Origin of the sequence: Curtobacterium sp. NPDC090217 (genome assembly GCF_044746705.1) — a bacterium.
Taxonomy (GTDB): domain Bacteria; phylum Actinomycetota; class Actinomycetes; order Actinomycetales; family Microbacteriaceae; genus Curtobacterium.
In genome coordinates this window covers 585,216-604,338 of sequence record NZ_JBIVCR010000001.1, presented here as the reverse complement: position 1 = coordinate 604,338, position 19,123 = coordinate 585,216, and the positions used below count along the sequence as shown (strand labels likewise).

The 19,123-nt window shown below is 63.2% G+C and carries 19 protein-coding genes; 16 read left to right on the top strand and 3 right to left on the bottom strand.

Features of this window, described 5'->3' with window-relative positions:
* The first annotated feature begins 12 nt into the window (after positions 1-12).
* The 9 genes from ACIPJ2_RS03110 (at position 13) to ACIPJ2_RS03070 (ending at position 9,642) form a co-directional block, all read left to right on the top strand.
* The gene (locus ACIPJ2_RS03110; protein WP_402727519.1) at positions 13-1,848 is read left to right on the top strand and encodes a BTAD domain-containing putative transcriptional regulator; all 1,836 of its coding nucleotides are present in this window, start codon (positions 13-15) and stop codon (positions 1,846-1,848) included.
* Between the two features lie 80 nt (positions 1,849-1,928).
* Entirely contained in the window at positions 1,929-2,906 is a 978-nt protein-coding gene (locus tag ACIPJ2_RS03105; protein ID WP_402727518.1) for a hypothetical protein, read from the top strand.
* Positions 2,907-4,484, top strand: coding sequence for an amino acid adenylation domain-containing protein (locus tag ACIPJ2_RS03100; RefSeq protein ID WP_402727517.1), 1,578 nt, complete (start codon positions 2,907-2,909; stop codon positions 4,482-4,484).
* A gap of 4 nt (positions 4,485-4,488) precedes the next feature.
* Positions 4,489-4,716: an acyl carrier protein gene (locus ACIPJ2_RS03095; protein ID WP_402727516.1), complete on the top strand. Its 228-nt coding sequence runs from the start codon at positions 4,489-4,491 to the stop codon at positions 4,714-4,716.
* Positions 4,713-6,224 carry a class I adenylate-forming enzyme family protein gene (locus ACIPJ2_RS03090; protein ID WP_402727515.1) on the top strand — a complete coding sequence of 504 codons (1,512 nt, stop codon included), beginning with the start codon at positions 4,713-4,715 and terminating at the stop codon, positions 6,222-6,224. Before ACIPJ2_RS03095 ends, ACIPJ2_RS03090 begins: the two co-directional genes overlap by 4 nt.
* The gene (locus ACIPJ2_RS03085) at positions 6,221-7,477 is read left to right on the top strand and encodes a type III PLP-dependent enzyme (protein ID WP_402727514.1); all 1,257 of its coding nucleotides are present in this window, start codon (positions 6,221-6,223) and stop codon (positions 7,475-7,477) included. The genes ACIPJ2_RS03090 and ACIPJ2_RS03085 overlap by 4 nt, the downstream gene beginning before the upstream one ends.
* A 10-nt stretch (positions 7,478-7,487) precedes the next feature.
* Entirely contained in the window at positions 7,488-7,751 is a 264-nt protein-coding gene (locus ACIPJ2_RS03080) for an acyl carrier protein (RefSeq protein WP_402727513.1), read from the top strand.
* A complete protein-coding gene (locus tag ACIPJ2_RS03075) occupies positions 7,748-8,971 on the top strand; it encodes an acyl-CoA dehydrogenase family protein (RefSeq protein WP_402727512.1) in 1,224 nt (407 codons plus the stop codon). The genes ACIPJ2_RS03080 and ACIPJ2_RS03075 overlap by 4 nt, the downstream gene beginning before the upstream one ends.
* Positions 8,972-9,081: 110 nt before the next feature.
* Positions 9,082-9,642: a 4'-phosphopantetheinyl transferase family protein gene (locus ACIPJ2_RS03070; RefSeq protein ID WP_402728308.1), complete on the top strand. Its 561-nt coding sequence runs from the start codon at positions 9,082-9,084 to the stop codon at positions 9,640-9,642.
* Positions 9,643-9,685: 43 nt separating this feature from the next.
* Here the strand turns inward: ACIPJ2_RS03070 and ACIPJ2_RS03065 are convergent, their stop codons facing one another.
* Positions 9,686-10,489: an enoyl-CoA hydratase-related protein gene (locus ACIPJ2_RS03065; protein WP_402727511.1), complete on the bottom strand. Its 804-nt coding sequence runs from the start codon at positions 10,487-10,489 to the stop codon at positions 9,686-9,688.
* 1,291 nt (positions 10,490-11,780) lie between these two features.
* Here ACIPJ2_RS03065 and ACIPJ2_RS03060 point away from each other — a divergent pair.
* From ACIPJ2_RS03060 to ACIPJ2_RS03045, 4 genes are all read left to right on the top strand, one after another.
* Positions 11,781-12,026: an isocitrate lyase/phosphoenolpyruvate mutase family protein gene (locus ACIPJ2_RS03060; protein ID WP_402727510.1), complete on the top strand. Its 246-nt coding sequence runs from the start codon at positions 11,781-11,783 to the stop codon at positions 12,024-12,026.
* A 90-nt stretch (positions 12,027-12,116) separates the two neighbouring features.
* Positions 12,117-12,479 carry an ArsR/SmtB family transcription factor gene (locus tag ACIPJ2_RS03055; protein ID WP_402727509.1) on the top strand — a complete coding sequence of 121 codons (363 nt, stop codon included), beginning with the start codon at positions 12,117-12,119 and terminating at the stop codon, positions 12,477-12,479.
* A 197-nt stretch (positions 12,480-12,676) separates the two neighbouring features.
* Positions 12,677-13,543: a cation diffusion facilitator family transporter gene (locus ACIPJ2_RS03050; protein ID WP_402727508.1), complete on the top strand. Its 867-nt coding sequence runs from the start codon at positions 12,677-12,679 to the stop codon at positions 13,541-13,543.
* A 20-nt stretch (positions 13,544-13,563) separates the two neighbouring features.
* Positions 13,564-13,851, top strand: coding sequence for an antibiotic biosynthesis monooxygenase family protein (locus tag ACIPJ2_RS03045; RefSeq protein ID WP_402727507.1), 288 nt, complete (start codon positions 13,564-13,566; stop codon positions 13,849-13,851).
* 815 nt (positions 13,852-14,666) lie between these two features.
* Here the strand turns inward: ACIPJ2_RS03045 and ACIPJ2_RS03040 are convergent.
* Positions 14,667-15,653: an aldo/keto reductase gene (locus ACIPJ2_RS03040; RefSeq protein ID WP_402727506.1), complete on the bottom strand. Its 987-nt coding sequence runs from the start codon at positions 15,651-15,653 to the stop codon at positions 14,667-14,669.
* Positions 15,654-15,743: 90 nt separating this feature from the next.
* Positions 15,744-16,631, bottom strand: coding sequence for a helix-turn-helix domain-containing protein (locus ACIPJ2_RS03035; protein ID WP_402727505.1), 888 nt, complete (start codon positions 16,629-16,631; stop codon positions 15,744-15,746).
* 144 nt (positions 16,632-16,775) lie between these two features.
* Here ACIPJ2_RS03035 and ACIPJ2_RS03030 point away from each other — a divergent pair, with 144 nt between their 5' ends.
* Genes ACIPJ2_RS03030 through ACIPJ2_RS03020 form a run of 3 tightly spaced genes read left to right on the top strand, consistent with a single transcriptional unit; the run spans position 16,776 to position 19,081 of the window.
* Positions 16,776-17,630, top strand: coding sequence for an aldo/keto reductase (locus tag ACIPJ2_RS03030; RefSeq protein ID WP_402727504.1), 855 nt, complete (start codon positions 16,776-16,778; stop codon positions 17,628-17,630).
* A 6-nt stretch (positions 17,631-17,636) separates the two neighbouring features.
* Positions 17,637-18,317 (top strand): flavodoxin, encoded by a 681-nt coding sequence (locus ACIPJ2_RS03025; protein ID WP_402727503.1) that lies wholly within the window; start codon positions 17,637-17,639, stop codon positions 18,315-18,317.
* An 11-nt stretch (positions 18,318-18,328) separates the two neighbouring features.
* Positions 18,329-19,081: an SDR family oxidoreductase gene (locus tag ACIPJ2_RS03020; protein WP_402727502.1), complete on the top strand. Its 753-nt coding sequence runs from the start codon at positions 18,329-18,331 to the stop codon at positions 19,079-19,081.
* The last annotated feature ends 42 nt before the right edge of the window (positions 19,082-19,123 follow it).

Below are 19,123 nucleotides of genomic sequence, written 5' to 3'. Positions count from 1 at the left end.
CTCGCATTTGGCATGCTCGGCCCGCTGCAGGTTCCAGATAGCAACGGCCACATTGCCGAGGACGTGATTCACGCTGCAAAGCACCGTATCTTAATCTCGGTCCTCTTGATCCGAAGGAATCAATCCGTACCCATTCGAAGTCTCATTGATGAAATATGGGGGGATAAGCCGCCGGGAACGGCAGAAAACCTCGTACGTCAATACGTTTCGCAACTGCGACGCAAACTGGCGCCGGCAGGCAATCCGGGGAGCGGGTCTTTCATCGAGACCCGTCCCTCCGGATACGTGCTGCACCTAGAGCCCAACCGTTTTGACCGTGACGTGTTCGAAGAACACGTGCGGGCCGCCGAGCGTCTGGTCGCCGCCGGGGACATCACTACCGGGGAAGCATGCCTGAGCCAAGCGCTAGAGCTGTGGAGAGGCCCAGCTCTCAGCGACGTCCAGCAATCGCCCATCGTCATTGCCGAAGCCAACCGCCTCGGGGAACGTCTGATTGGCGCTCGCGAACTGCTCCTTCAGACGATGCTGAGTGCTTCACGATCCGACGAAGTCGTCAGCGAAGCTTCTGCGCTGGTGTCCGAAAATCCGTACCGCGAAAAATTGCGTGCTTTGCAGATACGCGCGCTCTACTCGGGTGGTCGTCGCGCAGACGCGCTAGAGGCGTGTTTGCGAGTACGTCAAGATCTCAGCGAGTTGGGTCTCGAACCTGGTCCGGAACTGGTTGCTCTGCACGCAGCAGTCCTGCGGGACGACCCGACGTTGGTCGTTCATGTAGACGATCCCGTCTCGAGGAACGCGCACAGTGCCGTCGGTGTCGTACACACGACGCCCGCGCAACTACCTCGTGATCTACCCGATTTTGTTGAGGACGCGACAACACCCAGGTCCGAGGACGTCGTAGCCGCCAGCGATGACTTGGCTGACCCGGTTACCGTGGTGTCGGGCATGGTAGGGATGGGGAAAACCGCGCTGACCGTAAGGAGGGCGCACGAGGCTATTGAGCGGTTCCCAGACGGTCAAGTCTTTGTAGATCTCAAAGGCGAAGGCGATAATCCGGAAGATCCTGAAGTTACGATCCGTCGCGTCCTGCGCTCCTTTGGAATGAGCGAAGACGACGTTCCCCGTGGGCTTGATGCTGCCAGTGCGTTTTATCGTTCACAGATGGCCTTCAGGCGTGTACTGGTGATCCTCGACAATGCGCGCGATGAGAGCCAGATCAGGCCACTGCTTCTCAGTGGGCCCGTCGCCCGGGTTGTCATCACAAGCAGGCGGGTACTTCCGGGAGTGGACGGAGCGACTCAGATACGACTTAATCCCATGTCCGATGAACTGAGCCTTCGAATGTTCACTGCAGTTGTCGGCGTTGAACGGGTGCAGCAAGAGCCAGAGGCTGCGCGGAAGGTTGTCGGCGCCTGCGCAGGAATGCCTTTGGCATTACGTATTGCGGGTACGACGTTGGCCGCCCGACCACACGCCCAGATTGCGGGCCTCGCGAAACGGCTAGAGAGTCGCGACGTGCTTGACTACCTCGAGATTGGCGGAATCGAGCTTCGGCCCCGCTTGGCCTCTGCCGTCGATTCCTTGTCCGAGCGGCAACGGGTTTTGCTACATGCGATCGGACGGCTGGGCGACGATCTCACGGCAGGGGCGACCGGGCGGCTGAGCCAATGTGGGAAAGCAAGCGTGAACGTGGACACGCTCGAGGATGACCTCGACCAGCTGGTGGACCAGCACGTGGTGCAGGCAGTGAGGCACGAGAGTCAGCAGCATGTCACCTATCGGGTGAATCGTCTGCTTCGCGAGCACCTTCGGACCTGTTCCGATGCTCGCGTTCCGTTGGACTGCTGACGGGTACACGAGGACTACACCCACCTGGGGTCCCCCGTTACACAGCGCCAAGGCTTACTGTAACCATGGATGCTTCGACGATGAGCGACGGGACGCAAGTTGCGGAACCGATGGATGCCGGAGAATTCGATGGTCTGAACCCATCTCTCCTCGACTGCGTCGAAGACAATTTGCAATACCTCCTGGCCGAAGCGGGCGAGCGCGACTCACTGGGCCCTTTTGCGCGAGAATGGTCTTTTCGATGGGCTGGATCGGAAGCATTGCCGTCCCTCTTCACGCGCACGTTGGACAGCCGCGTAGAAGAGGACACAGCATGGAGAATCGTCCGAGGTTCTTCTGGCGACAATTTGGAGGCCGTCTCCGATCGTCTCCGTGACGGCAAAGCTGTCGTGCTGCTCGGTGACGCGTACGAGATGCCTTGGTTGCCCTACTACCAGCGCTCGCACATGGAACATTCCTTCGTCCTGACAGGGGTCAACCCGTCCGAAAATTCTGCGTACTTCGGTGTCGACATGTATTGGAACGACACTCAGTGGGGCCGGGCGCGGCCGGTTCGCCTTGCACTCGATCAGGACAACCTCATCTCGATCCTGGGGTCGGCGCCCGTCGTCACGCTTGCCCTTGAGGCCGGGGGACGTTCTCAAGCTCCGTCGGTGAGTCATGTACTCGCCACGGCGGCTCACGAGATTCTGGCGGCGTCGGCGCCTGGCGGTGCAATGGCGAGATGGTGCCGCAGTCAGCAGAGGCTTTGGGAAGATCCGGCCGCGCCGAGCAGGGTTGCCCTTCTGTGCTGGCTCGCGCAAAGAGCGCGATCGAGGCTCGTGACCTGGGCCTCTACGGACATGTCAGAAGGAGCAGATTCGGTCGTGCAGGTCATGCAGGAAGAGGTTCTGCCTGCATGGCGACGTGCGGCAGAACTGGCGCACCTCGCAGAACGGCGCGCCGGCCGCGGACGATCAGCTCCGGGCGCTGTTCTCGACGAGATCGTAGGACCGGTCGCGGCTGCGGAGTCAAGAGCAGCAGAGAGAGCGGTTGACACGTTCCAAAGGAGCGAGTGAATGACCTCCATTGTAGAAGCCATCGATCGCGTAGCAGATGCCGATCCGGACCGAACTGCTATCGCTGGCCAAGGTGACTCATACACTTACTCCGAACTCAGAGCAGCGTCGAGGGCAGTAGCGGAAACCCTTCGCTCGCTTGTGCCTCCCGGGTCAGTCATCGCGCTCGATCTCCTGAAATCTCCGCGCGCGATACTAGTGATGCTGGCTTGCTACCGTGCAGGTCTGCCATACGTGCCCTTAGACGCTAAAACGCCAGCTGCGCGTCGCGACTTCCAGATTGAGGATAGTGGTTGCGCCCTGGTGGTGTGCGATAGCCAGCAAGCTGACCCGACGACCGGTACGCAGTTGAGAGTCACGCTCGAGGAGCTTATCTCGACCACATCTTCGGACCATCCCAACTCCGCCGTGCCTGTCGCTCCAGATGCCGAGGACATTGCATACGTGCTTTACACTTCTGGTTCGACGGGTCAGCCCAAGGGTGTTCTCATCACGCGGGGAAACATGGAAGCTTTCGTCGACTGGGCGCAGGAGTACACCAAAATGCGCCCGGACGATCGGGTTGCGGTGCACGCTCCGCTAAATTTCGACCTGCCGGTACTCGATGTCTGGGTCGGTTTAACTAGCGGGTCTACGGTCATGCCCGTGGACCAGTCAATAACCGTATTTCCACAAGCGCTTTACGAGTTCTTGCGCGACAACCGAATCACAGTTCTATATGCGGTACCATCTGCCCTTATCGGACTCCTTAGAAAGTCGGAATTGCGCCAGAAGTCGCTATCAAGCCTTCGATTGCTGCTCTATGCCGGGGAAGAATTTCATCCGCGTCCGCTCAGCGACCTAATACAGGCCGTGCCGAACGCCGAGGTACACAACCTCTATGGACCCATCGAGACGAATGTTATGACGGCTCTTCGGGTGCTCCCGGTGCACCTCGGTAGAGACCGTATCCCGCTTGGGCATCCGATCACTAATGCGCATGTGCTCCTCCGCACGGAGGGCGGAGAGATCGTGACAACCACAGGACGAGTCGGTGAGATTCTTTTGACCGGCCCCTCCCTATGTCGGGAATATCTCAATCGCCCCGATCTGACTGCCAACTCTCGTCTGGAACTTCCAATCGACGGCGTAACCCATACCTTCCATCGCACTGGCGACCTCGGAAGTTGGGGGGCAGATGGGCTCCTGTGCTTTCACGGCAGGGCTTCCGGCTTCGTGAAGACCCGCGGCTATCGTGTCGAGCCAGGAGAGGTTGAGGCGGCTTTGAGTCGTCTTGAGGGCGTCGCGGAGGCAGCTGTCATTGCTGTTCCAGATGAACAGTATGGCGCGCTGCTCCATGCGTTTGTTACCCCGGAATCGGATCGGCGTGAATTGTTGCCGAATCAGGTCCTCGCTTGGTGCCGCGATGAGTTGCCTTCATATATGGTCCCTTCTGGTATTAGCATCGTTAGCGCTCTGCCAAGGACCGGCACCGGAAAGATAGCGCGAGGGGCGCTACTTGCCGCTACGGACTCGGATAGCAGCTCAGTCGCGAGCGAATTGGAGGAGCTTGATGGGCAGCCCAGAATCAAACTGTGACGCCGTGCGTCGTATCGCGGGAGCGCGGCTGGGCAGATTCGTTGCCGAGGACACCCCGTTGCTCGACGAGCCGGGATTCGACTCGTTGGCAATGGCGGACATCGTTGAAGGTATCGAAGATGAGTTAGGTATAGAGCTTCCAGCTCGGTCGCTGGTACCCGCTACCTTCAAGAGCGTGAGTACGCTGGCGGCAGCGGTTGACAAGGTGGTCCCGAAAGGTGGTGAGTCGTGACTTTGGCGCTGCACAAGTGGATAGATGAAGCCGAGCAGCTTCACGGAAGTCGCCGTGCTCTTGAAGATGCCGAGATGCACTTGACTTATTCACAACTGGCTGACGTGTCGCGAAGATGGGCAACAGTCCTCCGAGATCATGGTGTTCGGCGGGGGGACCGGGTCATGCTTATTCTTCCCAACTCCGTGGACGTTCTGATCTGTTGCTACGCGGCATCCAGGCTCGGAGCCACATTCGTAGTGATCAATCCCGAGATGAAGCCTTTTCACGTCAGCCACGTATTGGAAAACGCCGCGCCGACGCTCGTGATCGCCGCTCAACCTCCTGCGAAGATCACTCGCTGCGGGTTCCTGTCCCTTCGGCTATTGAGGTTTGCCGGAGACGCCGCAGCCCCGCTTTGCGCGCCGTGGCCGTCAATATCGTCCGACCCAGCATGCCTGGTATATACCTCCGGAACGACATCGATGCCTAAAGGGGTTGTAGAACCTCACAAATCGATCTTGTTCGCTGTAGACGCAATCAATGCTGTCCTTCAGATCCGTAAGGAGGATGTTATTGGTTGTTTCCTGCCCCTCTCGTTTGATTACGGTCTGTATCAGGCGTTTCTCGCGGCGAGTACCGGAGCATGCCTGGTCGTCGGCGATCCGGGGCAGGTCGGTCCGATGCTACCGACGCACCTGAAAGCGCGTGGCATCACCGTTCTACCGCTTGTGCCCTCGATGGCATCGGTGCTAGTCCGACTGGCTGTTCGATCGGCAAACTCAATTGCACCCGGCCTGCGGATGATCACAAATACGGGTGCTGCTCTCCCTGCTCGCATGATCGACGACCTTCGTAACGCTCTCCCGGAGGCAGACGTGTTCAGCATGTTTGGGCTTACCGAGTGCAAGCGAACAACCATCATGCGGCCGGAGGAGTTCGATGGGCATCGCGAGTCAGTAGGGCGCGCATTGCCGGACACGGAGTGCTTCGTCGTGGACGGTAACGGCGAGCCGCTCCCGCCCGGAGAGGTTGGCGAACTGGTGGTCCGGGGGCCGCATGTTATGCAGGGGTACTGGCGCGCTTCCGCGGAGTCAAGCCTTCGATTCCGGTCATTTGGCGAAGCGCTCGAGATTGCGCTGTTCACCGGGGACCAATGCTATCTGGACGAGGACGGGTATCTGTACTTTGAGGGCCGCCTGGATGACATCTATAAACAGAATGGATATAGAGTCAGCGCGCTCGAGATCGAGGCCGCTGCCAGGGAAGTCGCAATCGTCGCGGAGGCGGTAGTCCTCGCGCCGGACGGCCAGGAACCCGCGGCGCTGGTCGTAATAACTGATCAGCATAACGTTCAGGCGCGAGAGGTCGTCTACGAGGTTACGACCGGGCTTCGCGCGCGGTTGGAGGAAGCGAAACTTCCCCGCCGAGTGGAAATTCTCGATCGGCTCCCGCTGTCGACGAACGGCAAGGTGGACCGTGGAGCTGTTCGTGCCCTGCTCAATGATGCTCGTGGGAGAGAGAAATGACTGCGCAAGGCCTCGACTATCAGGGCAGAGTCGGGTCCTCCGGCATGATGAATGTCATTGCACGAGAGGTAGGCACTCCCGCATATGTGTACGACCTTGCTGAACTGCGCCTCGCAGCAGCTGATCTTGGAGAGATGCTGCCCACTGGTTCCACGACTTTCTACTCGGTGAAGGCAAACCCACACCCACGTGTCATCGCCGAACTCGCGTCGTCCGGTTGTCGGGTCGAAGTCAGCTCGACGGGCGAGCTTCATGCGGCGATCGGGGCGGGACTTCCCGGCGAGGTATGCCTTTACAACGGACCGGCGAAAAGTGCGCAAGAAATCAGGATTGCACTAGACGCAGGTGTCCGCTGGTACTCAGTGGATTCCGGTGGGCAATTTGAGATGCTGAGGAAACTCGCTGAGGCCGCGGGCGTGGTAGTGGAGGTTTTGCTGCGTGTGAACGGCGACGCGGGTGTACGGGGCCAAGGTCTTGCAATGACGGGCACTGCTTCGCAATTCGGTATCGACATCTCAACGGTCCTGGGAAATCCTACTAAATTCGCCCGCTCGCGTTCAGTTCGTATCGCAGGGTTGCACTGCTACATGGGCACGAATGTTGCCGACGAGGAGGCACTCGTCGCGACGTTCCGGCTCGTGGCCGATACTGCACGCACGATCGCTCCCTTGCTTCCGGATGGACTGCGAGTCCTCGATCTCGGAGGCGGGTTCGCTGCTCCGTTCGCACGGAAGGGCAGTCGGCCTGACTACCCAAGTCTCCGACGACAGCTTGACCAAATGAAGGAAGAACTTCCCGGCGTGCCCGATCTCTGGTTCGAGTCAGGAAGGTTCCTCTCCGCGTGCGCAGGTACTTTGCTGACCCGGGTGGCAGATGTGAAGGAATCGAAGGGGAAAACATTCGTCATGCTGGACAGCGGGATTCATCATCTCGGAGGCATGTCGGGTCTGCGACGTGTTCCTCCGATCATGACGGAGTTGGTGACGGACGCCTCGACGCAAGGGACGACCGTTCGTGCAGATGTGGTTGGACCTCTGTGCACGCCGCTCGACGCCTGGGCGCGCGGCGCCGACGTCCCGCAGGTGTCGGTAGGAGACCTCCTTCAAGTACCGAACGTGGGAGCCTACGGTCTCACCGGCAGCCTTTTGGGATTCCTCAGTCATCCCATTGCCCCTGAAGTGATCGTCGATGGGGGCCGGATTATCGAAGTTTCTCAACTCGAGCTCGTCCGGACGTTTCGAGCGCACCAATGACCAGAAAGGCATGACCAACATGGCCACAATCAACGATGAAGATTTCGAGAGAATTCTTCGGCCGCACCTCAAGTACCTCGACAGCGGGGAGCCCGTGAACCCGGAGGCCGACCTGAAGTCGCTGGGCCTTGACTCGATGTCCGCAGTCGACCTACTGTTTGATTTCGAAGACGAATTCGGAATTATGATTCCGGACGAGGAGATGGTGGACTCTACGTTCGCAACCGCGGGAGCACTTCGCGAAGTCGTCAACCGGGCGGAGGCAATCTCGTGACGACGCTCAGAACCACGCCTCGAAGCGCACAGGATGGCGCCGTTCGTTCTTCAGTCGTCACGGCGCTGAAGCAGGTACTGCCCGTGGTTTCCGAGCAAAAGCGCAGTGTCGATGCTTCCGGTTCGTTCCCGACGAAGGCCGTCCAAGCCCTCCGCGACTCGGGGTTGATGGGCCTCGTGGTGCCTACGGAACTAGGCGGTATGGGCGGCAACCTCAAGGATGTCTCGTTTGCTGCGCGTGCTCTTGCCGGAGAATGTATGACAACGGCTGTTCTGTGGTCCATGCATTGCCAGCAGGTCCTCACTGTTGCCGTTCACGGCGGCGACCTCCTTCGCGAGCGTGTTTTGCCAGCGATCGCGCGAGGAGAAAAATACGTCGGGTCGATCACTACTGAGCGCGGATCCGGCGGGCACCTTCTGCACGCAAGTGCGCCGCTGCTTCGTCCTGAGAACGGAGACAGTGGGGGATATCGCCTGCGGCGGGATGCTCCTGTCTCGTCCGGTGCGCTGCACGCTGATGCGTTTCTCATCACTATGCGGGCAGGGGAAGAGGCTTCGCCGGATCAGGTGAGACTCGTGTGGGCGGAACGCGCCGATGTGGAAGTAGTTCAACGCTCGGTCTGGGACCCAATGGGGATGCGTGGAACTGAAAGTGTGGGTGTGCAGCTGGACGGTACAGTTGACGCCGACGCTGTCATCGACGGCGACTTCCGTGCGGTCGCGTTGCAGACGTTCATTCCTGCCGGCCATGTTGCGTGGGCGTCGAGTTGGCTTGGGGCGGCGCAGGGTGCGCTCCGGCGTGCTGTCGACATTTTCCGAGACCCCAAGCAGAGGGCTCAGTACGAAGTCACTTCTGACCGATTCGCTGGTCGGCTCGCACGGATCCGACTCGAGCTCGATATGACTGAGGCGTTCCTGGATCGCACTTTGGGGGACCTTGAGGAGTTTTGTGGGCCGAACGCTTCGCGCGACGTCAGTGAACCAGCATTCCAAATCGAGCTCAACAACCTCAAGGTAGTCGCGGCAGAGCGTACGTTCGCCGCTGTGAACGAGTTGATTGAGCTAGTCGGTCTTCGTCATGGGTACTTGAACTCGTCGCCGACCAGGCTGGAACAGGTTGCCCGGGATCTTCGTTCGGCAAGCCTGATGTATGCCGACGAGCGATTGCTTCTGGCGAATGGTAAACTCGCGCTTCTCGATCGAAACTCAACGTTGCCGTGACTAAGCCCTTCGGGGGCGGGTCGTCGCCGTCGGTTATCGTTGCTGCCGCGGTTGCGACGTCGATAGGGGTGGGGGCATTGTCGAATGCTGAGCGGCACCGGGCCGAAAGGATGTCTGGCGTTCGTCTTGCCGGCTTCGTGAGTGGGCGAAGGATGTTGCGTGAGACTTGCGCGGAACTCCGCGATGTCGCACCGGAGTCGATCGACATCGGCGTCGAACCCTCAGGCAGACCCTTCGTCAGGAATCAAGCTGCTCGGCCGTTACACTTGAGTGTTTCGTACTCAGGTGAACTGGTTGCGATCGCCGTTTCCCTCGTTGGGCCGGTGGGCATTGACGTGGAGGGTGTGCGCCGCGTTTCAGAAGGGGTAAGGCGATGGACGTGTTCCGAGCGCGAGATGCTCGTCCTCGCCGGACTCGCCGAAGTTGAACAGGAAAGCGAGTTTATCCGTCTCTGGACAATGAAGGAGGCATACCTCAAAGAAAGCGGCCGAGGCATCCGGGGGCGGCTTTCTCGGCTGCATCTAGGTTTGTCGGCAAGTCGAGCGGGGCCGACACAATGGCGGTCGATTCGGACGGATAATTCGGCATGGATCACTGTCGCGCTGCGATCTACGGAGCGCCAATGGGCGCGAAAGATCGACTATCGTCTCGACACGCCTCTTCCGAATTGATGTCGTTCGGATGCGGATTTTTTCTTGATGCCGCGGTTGCGGATCAGCTGAGTTCATCGCCATTGGTGATTACTTCGCGGATTCGGGAGTCGAGACCATCCGGGAGCATCGCTGCGCTGTGTAGCGCGGCATTGCGAAGAACCCCCGGCAGCGGTTCGTCCCTCACGGCATTGAGGATCTGCTTTACTCCAATCACCGCGGAGCGGGGGTTGGAGGCAACATTGGCGGCCAGATCTATTGCGGCTTGGAAGAGCATTTGGGGATCGGGATACACGTCATTCACAAGCCCAATTCTAGCTGCAGTCGTAGCATCGATCGCCTTCCCACTCAGCATCAATTGACGGGCCCATCCATCGCCGATTAGTCTTGGAAGGCGATAGGTAGCGCCGAGGTCGGGATATAGCCCGAGCGCAACTTCTGGAAGGGCAAACACGGCTTCGGCGCTCGCTATTCTGATGTCACAAGCAGCTGCTAGCTCCACGGCGATACCTCTGCACTTTCCAGTCACTGCTGCTATGACAGGCAGTGGGCAGGCAGAGATCGCTGAAACTGCCGACTGGAATGACTCCTCTGAGGCAAGAGCTTCTCGTCGTGGGTCGGTTGAACGCGCTCGTCGCCGTAGTGAAGAATAGTACCAGCGGAGGTCGAGGCCGGCACTAAAGTCCTCGTGAGTGCCATGTAGAACGATAGCAGAGGTAGCGTCATCTGCACCCACCCGCTCAAGGGCACTTTGCAATTCAGCCCAGAACGCTGCGCCCAGCACGTTTCCAATCCCGCTGCCGTAGAACTGTATCTCCGTCACGGCGCCGTGCTGAGTTGTCTGGAATGTTCGGTTGGAGTCCGTCATCGCTCCAGTCTGTCGCGGGGAGCGTCGCCCGTACACCCCTGGTATTCGGGTGGCAGCCGTCGAGCGGAGCTACGTTGCACGCTTCTGCGATCAACCTGTCGTCGCCAGCGGCGTCCCATTCCCGGCCCGTGCGTGCGCTCTGCAACCACGCACGGCCGCTGTGGTGCTTCGGCTTAGGGGCGTTACTCCCGAAGCAGCTGTCCATCTCGTCCTTGCGTAGCAACTAATCCCCAGGGATGGGGAGCCGGCGTGCGCCTACACGCCTCGCCTCATCGGCTCCTTGAGGCGTTCTTGAACGTAGTGCGCGGCGGACCGCCATCGGCTGGAGCGACAGGACGTCGGAAGTGGACGGCACGTCTTCAACTATGTACGCCGTGGCATAGGCGACCAGCCGCCCGAATGACGTCCGTGATGACGCCGTCAAGTGGATGCTGGCTGTCGCTTCCTCGCGAACGTCGGCAGTGTCCGATGTGCGCTACTCTGCCCAGGCTTGGAAGCGTGTCGAAATCCCAGTCCAGAGCGGCTTTCGCTGATTACCCGCCCAGTCTTGTTTGCCAAATCTGAGAGCCTGACGTCCTGCTGGAGAGCCCGGTTGCGCTGGACTACTCGACACTGAGCTGGCGCCAAACACAAATTTGCGAGCCTCCGCCACAGTCGGCTGTGAACTCCGACCGCCTCTTGTCCACGCCGATGACGTTCTGTCCGGAGGGAGCACCGCGATGTCTGAGACGTCGCGCGATCTCGGCGATGGGGCGTCGGTTGACCCAGCTGTGAATTGCGAGCGAAAGTGTCCGATTCCTGGCTTTCGTGTCCACTAGCTAGCGGCAGGCAGCTCAACCTGCAGCAGCCGACTGCGCGTCAATGCTTCAGTGAGCACCGTCGGCGTACCAACTGGATGGTTTCCTCGCCGGTGACATGGTCCCCTCCGTACGACGGACCGTGACTGCAATCTGGGCCACCTGTCCTCCGACCGCTAACTTGTCCGACTGCCAACCAACGTGTCCGAGATGCGGATGTGGACCCGCTGTTTGGCAGCGCGGAGCCGCTACCTCGACAAGGGCACAGTTCAGCCTTCGTGCGTCTCGAGGCGTCCGTATGCCGTGCGTGCACTGAGATAGTTCGCGGACCATCTATGTGAGACGGTGGTCGGTCCGGAGCAGGGCCGTTGGAGTCCAAAGACCTCGCAAGCACCCCGGGACCCGTTGGCGGACCGGCTATCGAGACCCCTGTAGGCTGACCGCGTCGTCCGATACCCGCCAGAGACGCTCTGTGGCTCGGCTGAACTGAACAGGTGAACAACAGAACCACGCCGGCCACCGCCTTCCACGCTCTCCACTCGAACCCCGCCCAGCCGCTCCTTCTCGCCAACGCCCGGGACGTAGCAAGCGCCCGTCTCGTCGAAAGCGCGGGTGCACCAGCGATCGCTACCACCAGCGCAGGTGTCGCATGGTCGCTCGGTCAAGCGGACGGTAACGAGCTCGGGCGCGAAGCAGCCGTCGGCCCACTTCGGGCACTCGAAGGTCGTCCGGGGCCATGACGCGCGTCGCCCCGCAACCTCCGAAAAGCGTCCGGTAGGCAATCGGCTATCGAGGCCCTTCAATCGGCCCGACGCTAGTATTATCTGCATGTGCACGTAGACAAGCAGCCCTGCGGATTAAGTCCGGAATCCGAGTACGTCGAGCTCGCGGTGGAGGTATTCGCGATGCTCGCGGACGCCACCCGTGTGAAGATCATCCTCGCGCTGCGCGGCGCGGAGGAGCTGTCCGTGAACCGGCTGGCCGAGGTCGTTGACAAGAGCGCTGCGGGCGTCTCGCAGCATCTGGCCAAGCTCCGTCTCGCACGGATGGTGTCGACCCGCCGGGAGGGGACCACCGTCTACTACCGGCTGACAGACGACCACGCGTCCGAACTGGTGATCGATGCCGTGAAGCAGGCCGAGCACGTCGTCGGCGCGGCACCGCACCACCGCGGGGAGCGGGAGAGCGCATGACCGGCCACGACCACGCGCCGATCCGCGCTGACCACGACCATCCCCACGATCACGATCACGATCACGATCACGGTCACGGTCACGACCACGAGCACGGTGAGCACGAGCATTCGCATCCGCACGGCGGGGTGAAGGGCTTCTTATACGACCTGTTCGTGCCGCATACGCACGACTCGGCGGACTCGATCGATGACGCGATGGAGGCCAGCACCGCCGGTGTCCGCGCGTTGAAGATCAGCCTGTTCATTCTCCTGGCCACGACGGTGTTGCAGGCGGTGATCGTCGCGTTCACCGGGTCGATCGCGCTCCTCGCGGACACGATCCACAACTTCGCAGACGCCTTGACCGCGGTGCCGCTGTGGATCGCGTTTGTTCTCGGCCGCAGGGTCGCGAACCGTCGCTACACGTACGGGTACGGCCGAGCTGAGGACCTCGCGGGCATGTTCATCGTGTTCGTCGTCGCCCTCTCCGCCGTTGTCGCCGGCTGGCAGGCCATCGACCGGTTCATCAACCCGCGGCCGATCGAGAACCCGTGGCTGCTGGTGCTGGCGGGTCTGATCGGCTTCGCCGGCAACGAGGCGGTGGCGATCTACCGCATCCGCGTCGGCCAGAAGATCGGCTCCGCCGCGCTCGTGGCGGACGGCGTGCACGCCCGCCTCGACGGGTTCACGTCCCTGTCGGTCGTCCTCGGCGCGATTGGCGTCTTGCTCGGGTTCCCGATCGCGGACCCGATCATCGGACTGCTCATCTCGGTCTCGATCATGGTCCTGCTCTGGGGGACGGTGAAGTCCATCGGCGCGCGCCTCATGGACGCCATCGACCCCGCCCTCCTGGGCAAGGCCGAGCACGCCCTCGAACACACCGACGGCGTCGAGACTGTCCGGGACCTCCGTCTCCGTTGGGTCGGCCACCGCCTCACCGGGTCCGCCACGGTCGAGGTCACCGCAGCGTCCCTGCATGACGCCGAACACATCGCCGAGCACGCCGCCGAGCACGTGCACGAGGCGATGGGCAACGTCGACGAGTTCACCGTCACACCCGCCGCGCACGCACATCAGCACTGACCACCATCGAGAGGAACACCATGTCCGTCGTGAAGATCAACGCCATCACCGTCCCCGAGGGCAAGGGCCCCGACCTCGAAGGACGCTTCGTCGGCCGGAACCACGACGTCGAGCAGCAGCCCGGCTTCGAGAGCTTCCAGCTCCTCCGCCCCACCTCAGGCGGCACCCGCTACTTCGTCGTCTCCACTTGGGCCGACGAGGACTCCTACCAGGCGTGGCGTGGCGGCCAGGCCGGCGCTCACCACGGCGGCAGCAACCCCGTCGCCACCGGCGCGGAACTCCTCGAGTTCGAGACCGTCACCCTCTAACCCTCAAGCGATAGCGCCCGCGGAGCACGTGTCTCCGCGGGTGCTGCTGAGCCTCGATGGCCCACCGGCTCACGAGACCCATCGGGGCGACGGTCTCGCGCCTATCCCCGGAGGCCCGCTGGCTCACCGAATCAGTGGGCGAACGTCCCCTGATTCTTTGGCGCGTCCCGCCCTTCGCCTCGCTGCGCGACGAAAGGCCATGAAGACGGCGCCGCACACAACCGTCGCAACGATGCCATTGGCCGTGCCGCCGGCCGACCCGCTCCCGTAGTTTGACCATGGCAGTCCGAGAGCCCATTGCAGTGCAGGGCCCAACACGAGTAGCGCTCCGGCCGGCACGACGACGATGAGCGAGGCTCGGCGGCCGCTCCAAGCAGGATGAAGCAGAACGACCACGGCGGCCGCGGCGACGACAGCGAAAGTACCGTGGACCCACGATGCTCCGGACATCCGCCAGCCGTCGTGTGCAAGCCAGTCTTGGACTCCACGGATGGTCCGTGCCCAAGCGTGCTGGCCTCGGCCATGCGTCGACGAAATGACAGGCAACGGCCACCCGATGATCGCGAGAACTCCGGCGAGTGCGCTCCCGATTCCGAGCACGACAACGACGTAGCGCGACCCGGTTCTGGGCTCGACGTCGAGGTCGGAGATGCTCACGCGGAGGAGGCTATCGGGCGAGAGCGACAGTCGTTTCACCTATGCACGCCGCCCGGTTGAGGATCGGCTATTCAGACTGCCGGACTTCCCGCTCGTCGGAAGGACGAAGCGACCCGGCCGTGTGGTCGAGTCGCTTCGTCCTACGGGGTTTGGAGTGCTCAGAAGCCGCCGGCGGGGCGCACCTGGTAGTGCTCCTCGAGTGTGGCGACCTCGTCGGGAGTGAGCTCGATGTCGACCGCGGCGGCCGCGTCGTCGAGGTGGTGCGGCTTCGTCGCGCCGATGATGGGTGCGCTCACGACGGGGTTGTTGAGGACCCACGCCGTCGCGATCTGCGCCATCGGCACGTTCCGGGCTTCGGCGATCTGCTGCACGGCGTCGATGACGGGGCGGTCACGCTCAGTGTCGGCGAAGAAGCTGTTGCCCACCGGGTCGTCGGAGGAGCGCTTGGTCTGCTCGCCGGCGGGCCGGGCGACGCGGCCCTTGGCGAGGGGGCTGTAGGGGATGCTGCCGACGCCCTGGTCGGCGAGGAGGCCGAACATCTCACGCTCTTCCTCGCGGTAGAGCAGGGAGTACTGGTCTTGCATGGACACGAACCGGGTCCAGCCGTGCAGGTCCGCGGCGTGCTGCATGTTGGCGAACTGCCACGTCCACATCGCGGACGCGCCGATGTAGCGGGCCTTGCCGGCCTTGACGACGTCGTGGAGTGCTTCCATCGTCTCCTCGATCGGGGTCTCCGGGTCGAACCGGTGGATCTGGTAGAGGTCGACGTAGTCGGTGCCGAGGCGGGTCAGCGAGGCGTCGATCTGCTGCATGATCGCCTTGCGCGACAGGCCGGCGACGTGCAGGCCCGGACCGGTGCCGGGCTTGTCGGAGAAGTGCGCCTTGGTCGCGAGCACGATGTCGTCGCGGTTCGTGAACTGGCGGATCGCTTCACCGACGATGCGCTCGGAGTCGCCGTACGAGTAGACGTTCGCGGTGTCCCAGAACGTGATGCCGAGATCGACGGCCTGCCGGAAGTACGGCAGCGCGTCGTCCTTCGGGAGGGACCACTGCAGGTGGCCGCTGGCGGGGTCGCCGAAGCTCATGCAGCCGAGCGCGATGCTGCTGACCTTCAGTCCGGAGTTACCGAGGCGGGTGTACTTCACGGGTGAGTCCTTTCGATGGGCGCGACGATCAGCGGCAGGTGCTGCCTGGTCGTCGAGCGGGTGCAGTGCTTGGCGGCGGGTCGGCCGCTGTCACTGGGTCTTGGCGGGTGCCGTTGTCCGGTCGGTGTTGGCGGTCCAGCTCGCGAGGAGTCGGATGCGCTCCTCGGACACGGATGCGGGTTCGGTGACGTAGGTGATGATCGTGACGTCGGGTTCGCTGGCGAGGGTGAGCGCTTCGCCGGTGACCTCGACCTCCCCGACGGTGGGGTTGTGCAACGTCTTCGTGGCGCTGGTGTGCAGGCGGACGTTGTGGGACGCCCACCAGGAGCGGAACGGATCACTACGAGTCGTCAGCTCACCGATCAGGTCGGTCAGGGACCGGTCGAACGGCGTGCGGCCGGCCTCGATGCGGAACGCGGCGACCATGTCGCGAGCGACGCGCTCCCAGTCGGCGTAGAACTCCTGCGACGCGGGGTCGAGGAAGAGGTACCGGGCGATGTTCGCCGGTTCCTTCCCGTCGGGCACCAAACCGGGCATGAGGGCCGCGCCGAGCTGGTTCATGGCGATGATGTCCGTCCGGCCGTTGCGGGCGTACGCAGGCAGGTCCCGCATCCCGTCGACGAGCCGCTGCACCCGGGCGCTGGCGCGGGAGCGCGGCGTGCGCTTGGGGGCCGGGCGGGTGAGGGCGTGTTCGGCGTTCGCGGCGCGGGCGAGGTCGAACAGGTGCTGCTCTTCGGATTCGTCGAGCTGTAGCGCACGGGCAACGGCGTACAGGACGGACTCGGAGACGCCGGCGAGCTTGCCGCGTTCCATCCGGTTGTAGTACTCCGCGCTGACCCCGGCGAGCGTCGCGACCTCTTCGCGGCGGAGCCCCTTGACGCGCCGCCCGGTCGTCGACGCGGTGAGGCCGACCGCGCCGGGAGTGATCCGGGCGCGGCGGGTGCGGAGGAAGTCGCTGGCCTCGGTTCCGGTGTCCATGTCGTCAGCGTAAGCCGGGCGGTCCGCGGTGAAACAGACACTGCCAGTACACCGAACAGCGATGCCTGTCGCCCCCGAGAGGAACACGGTTCCATGAAGTCATCGGCAGCACCACCGCGATCCGCTCCGCGAAAGGACCCCCTCATGAGCACCATCCCGACCGTCACCCTGAACACGGGCGCGACGATGCCGCAGCTCGGCTTCGGCGTGTACCAGATCCCCGCCGAGGACACCGAGCAGGCTGTCATCGACGCGATCGCGGCCGGCTACCGCCTCATCGACACTGCCGCTTCCTACGGCAACGAGGAAGCCGTCGGCCGCGGCATCGCCGCCAGCGGGGTCGCCCGCGAGGAGCTGTTCATCACCACGAAGCTGTGGATCCAGCGCCGCGGCGAGGAAGGTGCCCGCGAGGCCATCGACACGTCGCTGCAGAAGCTCGGCCTGGCCTCCGTGGACCTGTTCCTGATCCACCAGCCGTTCGGCGACTACTACGGCGAGTGGCGTGCCCTCGAGCAGGCCCACAAGGACGGCAAGGCCCGCGCGATCGGCGTCAGCAACTTCGCCTCCGACCGACTCGTGGACCTCATCGCCTTCGCCGACGTCGTGCCCGCGGTGAACCAGATGGAGACCAACCCGTTCCACCAACAGGTCGACTACCAGCAGCTCCTGCAGGGCGAGGGCGTGCAGCTCGAGGCGTGGGCGCCGTTCGCGGAAGGCAAGAACGACCTCTTCACCAACCCGGTGCTGACCGCGATCGGTGACGCGCACGGCAAGTCCGTCGCGCAGGTCGTCCTCCGCTGGCTCCTCCAGCGCGGCGTCGTGGTCGTGTCGAAGTCCGTCAAGCCCGAGCGGATGCAGCAGAACCTCGACGTCGTCGACTTCGAGCTCACCGATGAGCAGATGACGAAGATCGCCGAGCTCGAAGCCGGGGAGTCGCAGTTCTTCTCCCACGTCGACCCCGACATGGTCCGCTGGCTCACCGGCCGCGCCGAGGCGTAAGCCGTCATGACCAGCCAGCACCCCACCCGCAGACAGCTCCTGCGGACCGCCGCGGCCGGCGCCATCAGCGCCACCGCGGCGGGGCTGCTGGCCGCCTGCACCACCCCCGACCGTGAAAGCCGCACCGTGACCACACCCACCACACCCGCACGAAGCGACTCCGCGACGACGCTGCTGGTGTACTTCTCCCGCGCAGGGGAGAACTACTGGAACGGCGGCCGCCGCACCCTCGACGTCGGCAACACCGAGATCCTCGCGAACCTCATCCGTGACCGCATCGACTGCGACGTGTATCGGGTCGAAGCCGCCGACGCGTACTCGGACCGGTACGACCCCACCGTGGCCCGGAACGTCGACGAGCAGAACAGCGACGCCCGCCCCGCGATCGCGCGGCCCCTTCCCGACCTCAGCCGGTACGGGCGAGTCCTGCTCGGCAGTCCCATCTGGAACGTGCAGCCGCCGATGATCATGGCGAGCTTCGCCGAGAATGCGGACCTCACCGGCAAGGACGTCCACCCGTTCGTCACCTACGCCGTCAGCGGCCTCGGGAACACCGCGTCGTTCTACCGCGAGCTGAACACCGGAGCCCGGCTCCACGACGATCTCGCCGTCCGCGGTGAAGAGGTCCGCGACGCCTCCGCCGGCTCCGACGTCGACCGGTGGCTGCGCGCCGCCGGCTTGGCATGAAAGGCACCACCATGACCGACAAGCTCACTGTCCTCGTCGTCGGCGCCACTGGCAGCGTCGGACGCCACGTCGTCCAGACCGCCATCGACGCCGGCCACCGCACCCGCGCTCTCGCACGGAAGAAGCACCGTGCACAGGGCCTCGCCCTAGGCGCTGAGATCGTCCTCGGCGACCTCACCGACGCATCGACCCTCCGCGACGCCGCCGCCGGCATCGACGCGGTGATCTTCACCCACGGCGACAACAGCAACGCCGAAGCCGTCAACTACGGCGCCGTCCGGAACGTCCTCGACGCCCTCCACGGCCAGCCCGTCCGCATCGCGCTGATGACCACCATCGGAGTCACCGCGCTCCGCGACAGCTCCCAGTGGAAGCGGCGCGGTGAGCGACTCGTTCGCGCCAGCGGCAACGACTACACGATCGTCCGGCCCGGCTGGTTCGACTACAACGACGACGACCAACTCCGAATCGCGCCCCGCCAGGGCGACACCCACCAAAGCGGCACCCCCGCCGACGGCGTCATCGCCCGACACGAGATCGCCCGCGTCCTCGTCGAAAGCCTCACCACCCCCACCGCCCTGCGGAAGACGTTCGAGCTCGTCGCCGACCACGGACCGGAGCAGGTCGATCTCGCACCGGTGTTCGACGCCATCCCGGCCGACCCCGACGACACTCTCGACGGCGCCGGGGACACAGCGAACCTGCCGCTGTCCGCGGAGCCGGCCGACGTTCGCGCAGATCTCGACCGAGCCCGCCGCCGCTGACCACCCAACGCCTGCCGCCCGGAGCCGGAACGGGACAGGTCG

Excerpts from the sequence above, each read along its gene's own strand:
- ACIPJ2_RS03110 (WP_402727519.1), top strand. The coding sequence starts at position 13 with ATGCTCGGCCCGCTGCAGGTTCCAGATAGCAACGGCCACATTGCCGAG.
- ACIPJ2_RS03105 (WP_402727518.1), top strand. The coding sequence starts at position 1,929 with ATGAGCGACGGGACGCAAGTTGCGGAACCGATGGATGCCGGAGAATTC.
- ACIPJ2_RS03100 (WP_402727517.1), top strand. The coding sequence starts at position 2,907 with ATGACCTCCATTGTAGAAGCCATCGATCGCGTAGCAGATGCCGATCCG.
- ACIPJ2_RS03085 (WP_402727514.1), top strand. The coding sequence starts at position 6,221 with ATGACTGCGCAAGGCCTCGACTATCAGGGCAGAGTCGGGTCCTCCGGC.
- ACIPJ2_RS03080 (WP_402727513.1), top strand. The coding sequence starts at position 7,488 with ATGACCAACATGGCCACAATCAACGATGAAGATTTCGAGAGAATTCTT.
- ACIPJ2_RS03070 (WP_402728308.1), top strand. The coding sequence starts at position 9,082 with ATGTCTGGCGTTCGTCTTGCCGGCTTCGTGAGTGGGCGAAGGATGTTG.
- ACIPJ2_RS03065 (WP_402727511.1), bottom strand. The coding sequence starts at position 10,489 with ATGACGGACTCCAACCGAACATTCCAGACAACTCAGCACGGCGCCGTG.
- ACIPJ2_RS03050 (WP_402727508.1), top strand. The coding sequence starts at position 12,677 with ATGGAGGCCAGCACCGCCGGTGTCCGCGCGTTGAAGATCAGCCTGTTC.
- ACIPJ2_RS03045 (WP_402727507.1), top strand. The coding sequence starts at position 13,564 with ATGTCCGTCGTGAAGATCAACGCCATCACCGTCCCCGAGGGCAAGGGC.
- ACIPJ2_RS03035 (WP_402727505.1), bottom strand. The coding sequence starts at position 16,631 with ATGGACACCGGAACCGAGGCCAGCGACTTCCTCCGCACCCGCCGCGCC.
- ACIPJ2_RS03030 (WP_402727504.1), top strand. The coding sequence starts at position 16,776 with ATGAGCACCATCCCGACCGTCACCCTGAACACGGGCGCGACGATGCCG.
- ACIPJ2_RS03025 (WP_402727503.1), top strand. The coding sequence starts at position 17,637 with ATGACCAGCCAGCACCCCACCCGCAGACAGCTCCTGCGGACCGCCGCG.
- ACIPJ2_RS03020 (WP_402727502.1), top strand. The coding sequence starts at position 18,329 with ATGACCGACAAGCTCACTGTCCTCGTCGTCGGCGCCACTGGCAGCGTC.